The organism is Kitasatospora putterlickiae, assembly GCF_039527695.1.
Classification (GTDB): Bacteria; Actinomycetota; Actinomycetes; order Streptomycetales; family Streptomycetaceae; genus Kitasatospora; species Kitasatospora putterlickiae.
In genome coordinates, this window is the sequence record NZ_BAAAKJ010000136.1 from 1 (window position 1) to 9918 (window position 9918).

At 74.5% G+C, this 9918-nt stretch carries 5 protein-coding genes; 1 reads left to right on the forward strand and 4 read right to left on the reverse strand.

Annotated elements, in window-relative coordinates:
* The 4 genes from ABD308_RS14635 to ABD308_RS14650 form a co-directional block, all read right to left on the reverse strand.
* Window positions 1-7096: condensation domain-containing protein (locus ABD308_RS14635; protein ID WP_344333655.1), on the reverse strand; the 7096-nt coding region annotated here is incomplete at its 3' end.
* 187 nt (window positions 7097-7283) lie between these two features.
* A complete protein-coding gene (locus ABD308_RS14640; RefSeq protein ID WP_344333657.1) occupies window positions 7284-8162 on the reverse strand; it encodes a sterol desaturase family protein in 879 nt (292 codons plus the stop codon).
* 195 nt (window positions 8163-8357) lie between these two features.
* Window positions 8358-8648, reverse strand: a complete 291-nt coding sequence (locus ABD308_RS14645; protein ID WP_344333658.1) for an Lrp/AsnC family transcriptional regulator — start codon at window positions 8646-8648, stop codon at window positions 8358-8360.
* Window positions 8649-8674: 26 nt separating this feature from the next.
* Window positions 8675-9451: an Lrp/AsnC family transcriptional regulator gene (locus ABD308_RS14650; RefSeq protein WP_425554768.1), complete on the reverse strand. Its 777-nt coding sequence runs from the start codon at window positions 9449-9451 to the stop codon at window positions 8675-8677.
* A gap of 38 nt (window positions 9452-9489) precedes the next feature.
* On the opposite strand from ABD308_RS14650, the gene ABD308_RS14655 reads away from it, so the two are divergent.
* Window positions 9490-9918, forward strand: a 429-nt coding sequence (locus ABD308_RS14655; RefSeq protein WP_344333661.1) for an MFS transporter, incomplete at its 3' end; no start/stop codon positions are given.

Genomic DNA, 9918 nt, shown 5'->3' on the forward strand with positions numbered 1-9918 from the left:
CGCCCTGCCCGGCGCCGAGCGCGTTCCCCCGGGCGGCGGCCCGCCGGGAGCGCTCGGCCAGCTCGCCGTAGGACAGCCGGGCGGTCGGGCCGGATTCGGCCGGCGCCGCCACCGCGGGAGCCGCCGGGTCGGCCGCCGCCGCGCGCAGCACCAGCTCGTGCACCGGCTCCGGGAAGGGCACCCGCCGGTCGGCGCCGCTCCACCGCCGGAGCACCACGGAGCGCTCCTCGCGGCCGAGCGGTTCGAGGCCGGTGGCGGCCCGCTCCGGGCCGGCCGTGGTCAGCGCCTCGACCAGGTTGACGTAGTGGCCGGCCATCCGGGCCATCGTCCCGGGCAGGAAGAGGTCGGTGTTGTACTTGAAGACGCAGTGGAAGCGGTGCTCGGCCTCGTCCTCGTAGGCGGACAGGGTGATGTCGAACTGGCCCTCCTCCTCGGGGAGTTCGATGTACTCCAGGTGGTAGCCGTACTTCTCGGTGGCCACCTTGTGGTGGAGCAGGATGAACATCGCCTGGAAGACCGCCGAGCGGCTCGGGTCGTGCTGCAGCCCGAGCTTCTCCACCAGCAGCACGAACGGGTACTCCTGGTGGTCGAGCCCGCCGAGCACCGTGCTCCGCACCCGGTCCAGCAGCTCGGGGACGGTCGGCGCGCCGGCCAGCGAGACGTGCAGCGGCAGCGGGTTGACGAAGTAGCCGTAGACGCCGGCGAACTCCTCGTCGGTGCGGCCGGTCACCGGGCTGCCGACGATGACGTCGTCCTGCCCCGCGTAGGCGTGCAGCAGCAGGTAGTAGGCGCTGAGCAGCACCATGAAGACGGTGACGTTGTGCTCGCGGGCCAGCGCGTGCACCCGGGCGCTGAGCTCCTCGTCCAGCACGAAGAACTCGGAGGCGCCGTTGTGGGTCTGCACCGCCGGGCGCGGCTTGTCGGTGGGCAGGCTGAGGATCGGCACCTCGGCGGGCAGGTGAGAGCGCCAGTACTCCAGCATCCTCGGCGCCTCGCGGCCGGCCAGGAAGGCGTTCTGCCGGTTGAGGAAGTCCAGGTAGCGGGCGGCCACCGGGGGCAGTTCGGGTGCCCGGCCGCGGCGCAGCCCCTCGTAGACGGCGAGCAACTCCTCGATGAAGGTGAAGGTGGAGATCGCGTCCGAGATGATGTGGTGGACGGCCTTCATGATCACCCAGCGGGCCGGGCCGCGCCGGAACAGCCGGAACCGCACCAGCGGGTCCCGCTCCAGGTCGTACGGCTTGCGGTACTCGCGGACGATCATCGCGTGGATGTCGTCCCAGGCCAGGCCCTCGACGTCGAAGACCCCGAAGTCCGGCTCCACCGCGGCGGAGATCCGCTGCACGGCCCGGCCGCCGTCCAGCACGAAGTTGGCCCGCAGGCTCGGGTGGCGCTCGACCATGGCCCGGAAGGCCAGGGCCATCAGCTCGGGCTCCAGTTCCACCCGGACCTCGACGGCGCCGCCGATGTTGTAGGCGAAGCCGTCCGGGTTGAGCTGCTTGAGGAACCAGAGCGCCTTCTGGTTCTGGGTCAGCGGATAGGCCGACGCGTCCTCGTGGCGCTCGGCCTCGGCCGCGCCCGGGCCGTCCGGGTCCTCGTCCAGCAGCTCGGCCAGCGACTCCTGCAGCCGGGCGACCAGCTCGGCCACCGGGGCGTTGCCGAGCAGCGCCACCACCGGGAGGGTGACGCCGAGTTCGCCGCTCAGGCGGGCCCGCAGCTCCATCGCGAGCAGCGAGTCCAGGCCGAGGCCGCCGAGCCCGGCCGCCGGGTCGATCTGCTCGACCGGCACCCGCAGCACCGTGCCGGCCAGCGCGGTGAACCGCTCGGTGAGCAGCGCCCGCCGTTCCTCCTCACCGGCCGCCCGCAGCGCGTCCAGCAGACCCCCCTGCCCGGCCGCCGGGGCGGACTCCCGGGCGGCCGCCGCGAGGTCGGCGACCAGTGGTGGCGGCGCCGGGTACCAGGAGAGGAACACCGGCCAGTCGACGACGGTGGCGACCAGCAACTGGGCGCGGTCCTGGCCGAGCACCCGCTCCAGCACGGCCATTCCGGTCTCCGGGGCGAGCGAGCTCATGCCCCGGCTGTGCCGGTAGTGGTCGATGAGGCCGAGTTCCTCGATCATCCCGGTGGCCCACGGCCCCCAGTCGAGGCTGAGCGCGGGCAGGCCGAGGGCGCGCCGGTGGTGCGCCAGGGCGTCCAGGAAGGCGTTGCCCGCCGCGTAGTTGGTCTGGCCGGCGGTGGTCAGCAGCGAGGCGATCGAGGCGAACAGCACGAAGTGGTCGAGCGGTTCACCGGCCAGCTGCCGGTGCAGGGCGAAGGCGCCGAGCACCTTGGGACCGTAGACGGTCTCGAAGGTCGGCCGGTCCAGTTCGCCGACCAGGGTGTCCCTGACCTGTCCCGCGAGGTGGAAGACGCCCCGGATCGGCGGCCGGTCCAGCCGCCGGTACTCGGCCAGCCAGGCGGCCAGCGCGGCTTCGTCGGTGACGTCCAGCGGCGCCGGGACCGGTTCGGCACCGAGCGCCTCCAGCTCGCGCAGGAAGGCCGCCCGCTGCCCGTCCGGGCTCGCCGGGTCGAGGTCGCGCCACCGCTCGCGCGGCGGCAGCGGGCTGCGGCCGACCAGGATCAGCCGGCGTGCCCCGCGCTTGACCAGGGTGCGGCAGAGCAGCCGCCCGAGCGCCCCGAACGCCCCGGTCACCAGGTACGCCGCGTCCGCCCGCAGCCGCGGCGCGAGCGGCCGGCTCAGCCCCTCGGCCGTCCGCAGCCGGCTGGTCAGCCGCCGTCCGCCGCGCAGGGCGATCTCGTCCTCGTCCGCGAGCGCGAACTCCCGCAGCAGGGCCTCGGCCTCGGCTCCCGCGCCGGCGTCCGCGGACGGGCCGAGGTCGACCAGCTTGCCCTGGTGGGAGGGGAGTTCCTGGTGGCGCAGCACCCGGGTGATGCCCCAGGCGGGGGCGGCGAGGGGTTCGACGAGTTCGCCGGGAACGGTGGACTGGGCGGAGCGGGTGACCACGTGCAGCCGGCAGCCGGGGAGTTCGGCGGCCAGCAGGGCGGCCAGCGCGACCAGGCTGTAGGCACCCTCGGTGGTGTGGGCGGCGACGGTGGCGTGGTCGGCCCCGGCCAGCCCGGGCCGGTCGAGGTTCCACAGGTGGACCACGGCGGCCGGGTCGGGCAGGCCCGCGGCCCGGCGGTCGGCGAGCAGCCGGGCGAGGTCCTCCGCCGAGCCGGGGTCGACGGTGGCCGGGCGGTCGCCGTCGGCGGGCCGGTAGCCGGCCCCGGGGCGGACCAGCAGGCACTCGCCGCCGCGCGCGGCGATCCGCGCGGCCAGCGCCCCGGCGACACCGCTCCGGTCGGCGAACAGCAGCCAGTGGTCGGGGTGTTCGGCCAGCAGGTCGGGGGTGTCGGAGGCGGCCTGCAGCTCCGTCCAGACCGGTTCGGCGAGCCAGCCGTCGATGGTTCCGAGGCCGACGGCGGTGGCGGCCTGCTCGACGTCGGCGGCCCGGAAGCCGGTGATCCCGCCGAGCGGCGCGCCGTGCTCGTCGTGCACCGCGAGGTCGCCGACGAGTTCGCCGCCCGTGTCCCGGGTGACGGTGGCGTGCACCCAGAGCGGGCGCTCGCCGACCGCCTCCAGCCGGACCTCCGCGATCGCCACCGGCAGCCGGATGCCCGCGCCCTCGTCGCGGCGGTCCAGCAACTGGGGCGTCAGCAGGGTCTGGAAGAAGGCGTCCATCACCACCGGGTGCACCTGGTGGTGCTCCCCCTGCCCGGCGACCGGCTCCGTCGGACGGATCCGGGCCAGCGCCTCGCCGGGACCGATCCAGACCTCCTCGATGCCCTGGAAGGCGGGACCGTAGTGGTAGCCCAGCCCGGCGAGTCCGGCGTAGCAGTCCGGCCCGGCGAGCCGGCGCAGGGCCCGCCCGCGCACCGCCTCGACGTCCAGTGGCCGGCCGGGCCGACGGCGCTGGGCCGGTCGCACGGTACCGACCGTGTGCACGGTGCGCTCGGCACCCTCGCCGGAGGCGACGGTGAACGAGCCGTGCTCGGCGGCGAGGGTGAGCCGCACGGCGCGGCTCTCCTCGTCCGGCAGGAACAGCGCCTTGCGCAGCTCGATGTCGGCCAGCGCGGCGTCCGTGCCACCGGTCAGCGCGCGGACCGCCTGGACGGCCATCTCCAGGTAGCCGGCGGCGGGGAACAGCACGTCGCCCTGGATCCGGTGGTCCTCCAGGTAGGGCAGGGCCTCGGCGTCCAGCCGGGCCTCCCAGGCGGGTTCGGCGCCGGGCAGCCGGCGGCCGAGCAGCGGGTGGTCGAGCCGCCCGCGCCGGACCTGCTCGACCGACCGCGGCTCCACCCAGTGCCGGTCGCGCCGGAACGGGTAGCGCGGCAGCGGCACGATCCGCCCGGCGGGCTGGAGCACCGACCAGTCGACCGCGACGCCGAGGTTGTGCAGCGCGGCGAGCGAGGCGGTGAAGACGGCCCGCTCGTCCTCCTGGCGACGGATCGAGGGCAGGGTCCGCACCTCGGGCCGGTCCGCCGTGCCCGGGTGCGCCTCGACGGTCTCCTGGATCGAGCGGCCGAGCACCGGGTGCGGGCCGATCTCCAGGAACAGGCCGTAGCCGTCGTCGGCCAGCCGTTCCACGGCCTGCCGGAAGCGGACGCTGTCGCGGACGTTGTGCCACCAGTACCCGGCGTCGAGCTCGGTGCCGTGGGCGGTGCCCTCCCGGCCGGTGAGGTAGAGCGGGACCTGCGCGGGGCGGGCCTTGAGGTCGGCCAGCGACTCCAGCAGCTCGTCCTTGATCAGTTCCATCCGGGCGCTGTGGTAGGGGACTTCGACGGTCAGCGGCCGGGCGAAGACCTGCTCGGCGGTGAGCGCGGCGGCGATCTCGGCCAGTGCCGCCTCCTCTCCCGCGAGGGTGAGCGAGCCCGGGCTGTTGACGGCGGCGACCGAGACGGCGTCCCCGTACGGGCGCAGCCGGCGCAGCGCCTCGGCCTCGGTGAGCGCGACCGCGAGCATGCCGCCGGTGCCGGCGAGCCGCTGCTGCAGGCGGCTGCGGTGGACCACCACCTTGACGGCGTCGGCCAGGTCGTAGACGCCGGCCTCGTGGAAGGCGGCGGCCTCGCCGGTGGAGTGACCGACGATCGCGTCCGGCCGCACGCCCCGGCTGCGCCAGAGCGCGGCGAGGCCGATCTGGACGGCGAAGTTGGCGGGCTGGGCGAGCCAGGTCTCGGCCATCCTGGACGCCGCCTCGTCGGCGGCGAGTTCGTCGACCAGCGACCAGCCGGTGAGCTCGGCGAGGTGCTCGGCGCACTGCTCGACGGCCTCCCGGTAGACGGGCTCGGTGGCGAAGAGCCGGCGGCCCATCGCCCACCACTGCGGGCCCATCCCGGTGAAGACCCAGGCCAGTCGGCGGTGCCGGGCCTCGCGGCGGTGGTCGGTGAGGACCCGGGGGTGCGGCTCGCCGCGCAGGTGGGCGGTGAGCGCCTCGTCCAGCGAGGCGCGGGCGGTGTGCTCGCGGGCGTCGTAGACGATCGACAGCCGGGCGTCGTGGTGCTGGCGGCGGTGGGCCAGGGTGTGACCGAGGTCGGCCGGACGGGCCGGTTCGCCGCCCCGGACGCCGGCCAGCTCGGCCTGGACGCCGGCGGCCAGTTCGGGCAGCGCCGCGGCCTCCCGGGCGGTGAGCGGCAGCACCGTCCACACCGGGACGTCGGCGGCGGGCGCGGGGGCTTCCACCGGGGGCTCCGGCTCCGGGGCCTCCTCCAGCAGGACGTGCGCGTTGGTGCCGCCGAAGCCGAAGGAGTTGACCCCGGCCCGGGCCGGTCCCTCGTGGGCCGGCCAGGGCGTGGGCTCGGTGGGGATCTCGTACGGCAGGGTGGCCGGGTCGATCGCCGGGTTGAGCCGCTCCAGGTTGATGTGCGGCGGGATGGTCCGGTGCTTGAGGGCGAGCGCGGACTTGATCAGCCCGGCCAGCCCGGACGCGGACTCGGTGTGCCCGATGTTGGTCTTGACCGAGCCGACGTAGCAGGCGTCGCCGGGGCGGCGGCCGACGGACAGCGCCCGGGCCAGCGCGTTCGCCTCGATCGGGTCGCCCACCGGGGTGGAGGTGCCGTGCGCCTCGACGTACTGGAGGCCGCCGGGGGTGATCCCGGCCTCGGCGCAGACCCGTTCGATCAGGGTCACCTGGGCGTCCGGGTTGGGCACGGTGATGCCGTTGGTGCGGCCGTCCTGGTTGACGCCGCTGCCGATGACGACGGCGTGCACCGGGTCGCCGTCGCGCAGGGCGTCGGAGAGCCGCTTGAGCGCGACCACGGCGACGCCCTCGGCCCGGACGTAGCCGTCGGCGGCGGCGTCGAAGGTCCGTGAGTGGCCCTGTGGGGAGAGGAAGCCGCCCTTGGTCTCGGCGATCGTGTACTGCGGGGCGATGTGCAGCAGGGTGCCGCCGGCCAGGGCCAGGTCGGTCTCGCCGCGCTGCAGGCTCTGGGCGGCGAGGTGGACGGCGACCAGTGAGGAGGAGCAGGCGGTGTCGATGGAGACGCTGGGGCCGCGGAAGTCGAAGCAGTGCGAGATGCGGTTCGACACCATCGTCATCATGGTGCCGGTGGCGGTGTGCGCGGCGAGCGTCTCGAAGGACAGGTCGGAGAACTGGACGATCTTGTAGTCCAGGGTGAACGCGCCGACGTAGACCCCGACCTCGCGGCCGGCCAGCTCGGCCGGCTTCTGCCCGCCGTCCTCCAACGCCTCCCAGGCCACCTCCAGCAGCTTCCGCTGCTGCGGGTCCATGTGGTCGGCCTCGCGGCCGCTGATGCCGAAGAACGCCGGGTCGAACTCGTCGAAGCCGTCGATGTAGCCGCCGCGGCCGCCGACCAGCCGGCCCGGCTTGGCCTTGTCGCGGCTGCCGAGGGTGGCGACGTCGTAGCGGCTGCGCGGAGTGGGTGTGATGCAGTCCTTGCCGTCGACCAGGTTCTGCCAGAACGACCGGTGGTCGCAGGCCCCGCCGGGCAGGCGGAGGCCGATCCCGATGATCGCGATCTTCTCCCGCCCGGCGGCGGACGGACCGGCCGGTGCGGGGCGTTCGGAGGGTTCCGGGGAGGTGACGAAGCGGGAATCCGTCATGCGAGTCGAGTCCTTGGGTCGCTGCGTTCGCGCGCGCGGGCGGGTTGCGGGAGCGTCCGCGCGCGCCGGGGACACGGGCCGGGCGCCGGTTCCGGGCAGGCCGGACACCGGGCCGGCCGAAGGGAGGAGCCGGTCGAGGCCGAGGCTGAGGCGGAGTGGGGATCGGGCGGGAGTCGGGTACGGGGCGTCAGGTCGGGCCGGTCGGGGACCCTTCGGCCCGGGCGGGGCGGCGCCAGGCCTGGAGGTGGCTGGCGACCACCCGGCCGGTGGCGGGGAAGGCACCCGGATCGGCCAGCCCCACCGCGGCCGGACGGCGCCCCGGCCGCCAGGTGAAGCTGCCGAAGGCGTGGTCCCACACCGAGAGGTCGGAGCCGAAGTGGCCGGCCTCCGCCAGGTCGGTGCTGTGGTGCAGCCGGTGCTGTTCGGGCCCGGCGAGCACGTGGTTGAGCGGGCCGAGCCGGACGTCGATGTTGGCGTGCACGAAGTAGCCCTGGGCGACGACGAACAGGCCCACCACGAACACCGCCGGTTCCGAGAAGCCGGCGAGCGCCAGGGAGAACTGGACGCAGCCCTGGGTCAGCACGACGTCCAGCACGTGGTTGACCCCGTTGTTGCCGACGTTCACCTTGTCGGGCACGTGGTGCACCCCGTGCAGCCGCCAGAGCCTCGGGTTGGTGTGGCACCAGCGGTGGACCAGGTAGTTGGCCAGCGAGCCGAGCAGCAGGGCGACCGGGATCTCCGCCCAGAGCGGCAGCACCCCGCGCGCCGGCGCCGCCCAGCCGACGAGGGCGGAAACGGGCACCTGGGACAGGGCGCCGCCGATCATCGTCAGCAGGAAGTAGACGCCGTACCACCCCCACTCGCGCACATTCGGCGTCCACTCCGGTTCGTACGGAATCAGCCGTTCGAGCAGCGCCATGTACCCGATCGCCCCGAGCAGGAAGAGCTGGTTCGCGCGGCCGAGGTCCCAGCGCAGGCGCAGGGTCGCGGTCGCCGTGACCACCACCGCGACCAGCAGGAACGGGTAGGCGGCATGGCACAGTGCGGTTCGAAGTTGCTCGCCCATGACGGCCCCCTTCACGATCCACCGTCGAACGATCACCGAAAGTGTTCGTTCAGATACTAAGGCCGCCCTGAACGCCTGGCGAGGCATTTTCGAGGGGAATCATGGAATTCTCGATTTGTCTGATGATCTCCAGGCGGATAATCCGCCAGGAATCGCGGAGATCCAGCCATCGGCGCAATATTTCAGGTAACTCGATTAAGGCATAATCATTCCGGCGCGCTTGACGCTCCGGACCACTGGCGCCGTCTCCAGCGCGCCGACCCCCTCCAGCGCGCCCAGCCGGTCCGTCAGATAGTCGTAGAACGCCTCGGTGTCCCGGCAGACCAGCCCGGCCACCAGGTTGGTCGGCCCGGTGGTCGCCGCCACGAAACCGACCTCGGGGTGGTCCGCCATCGCCCGGCCGACCGCCGCCAGCCGCCCCGGCGCCACCGTGAGCCAGCAGAACGCCTCGATCTCGTAGCCGAGCGGGCGGGGGTCCACGTCCACGTCGAAGAACAGCAGCCGCGCGCCGGTCAGCGCGGCGAGCNCCGCCGACGCACCGTCGACTCCGGGCTCCCGGTGCCGGCCGCCAGCGCGGCCAGCGGCGTCCGGCCGTCCACCGCGAGCGCCGCCAGCAGCGTCCGGTCCCGCTCGTCCGGCACGACGGGCGCGCCGGCAACGGCGGGCACGCCGGGGACGGCGGGCACGCCCGGCGCGGACGCCCGCAGCCGCTCGACCTGCCCGGCGCTCAGCGCCGAGGTCCGCCCGCTCCACGCCACCCGCCCGCCGACGTAGGTGCGCAGCAGGTAGTGCGCCGCGACCGACAGCACCCGAGGGGTCCGCGGCAGCCTGCCGAACAACAGCTCCTCACGCTCCGGACGGACCTGCGCCCGGGCGTTGCAGACGATCTCGCCGCCGGACAGCAGGCTCACCCAGGAGGTGTCCGGCCGCCGGGCCAGCGCCTCGGCGATCGACGCCGCGGCGTCCGGCACGCACCGGATCCGGGTGAGCCAGTCGACCTGCCCGAGCAGCCTGGCGTTGGTCCGCCCCACCACCCGCACCACCCCGGCGCCGCGCAGCCGCTGGTAGCGGCGGGCCACCGTCTGGTCGGACACCCCGAGCACCTCGGCGATCCGCCGGAACGGCGCCCGGCCGTCCACCTGCAGGGCGTGCAGCAGCGCCCGGTCCAGCTCGTCCAGCGTCAGGGTTTCCACCAGCCGGATGGTAGGGCGTGTCGAGATCCACCGGAAACCCGCCACCGGGCGGCGCGACGGCCACCCCTGGACCGAAAGTGACGGGGCGTCCGCCACGGTGGCCGACGCGGAGCGAGCGGACGGGGACGACGGGGATGCGCAAGTGGGGACCGCTGGTCGCGGTGAGCATCGGGGTGTTCATGCTGCTGACCGACGTCAGCATCGTGATCGTGGCGCTGCCGGACGTCGGCGCCGGGCTGGAGATGGGCTTCGACGGCCTGCAGTGGGTGCTGGACGGCTACGCGCTGGCGCTGGCCGCACTGCTGCTGGGCCTCGGCGCGCTGGCCGACCGGGTGGGCCGCCGAAGGGTGTACACGGCGGGCCTGGCGGTGTTCGCACTCGCCTCGCTCGCCTGCGGACTCGCCCCGGACGGCGGCACCCTGGTGGCGGCGCGGATCGTCCAGGCGGCCGGCGGCGCGGCGATGTTCGCCACCGCGATGGCCCTGCTCAACCTCGCCTACCGGGGCCGCGACCGGGCGGTGGCGTTCGGCGTCTGGGGCGCCGTCAGCGGCGCGGCCGGCGCC

Excerpts from the sequence above, each read along its gene's own strand:
- ABD308_RS14640 (WP_344333657.1), bottom strand. The coding sequence starts at position 8,162 with ATGGGCGAGCAACTTCGAACCGCACTGTGCCATGCCGCCTACCCGTTC.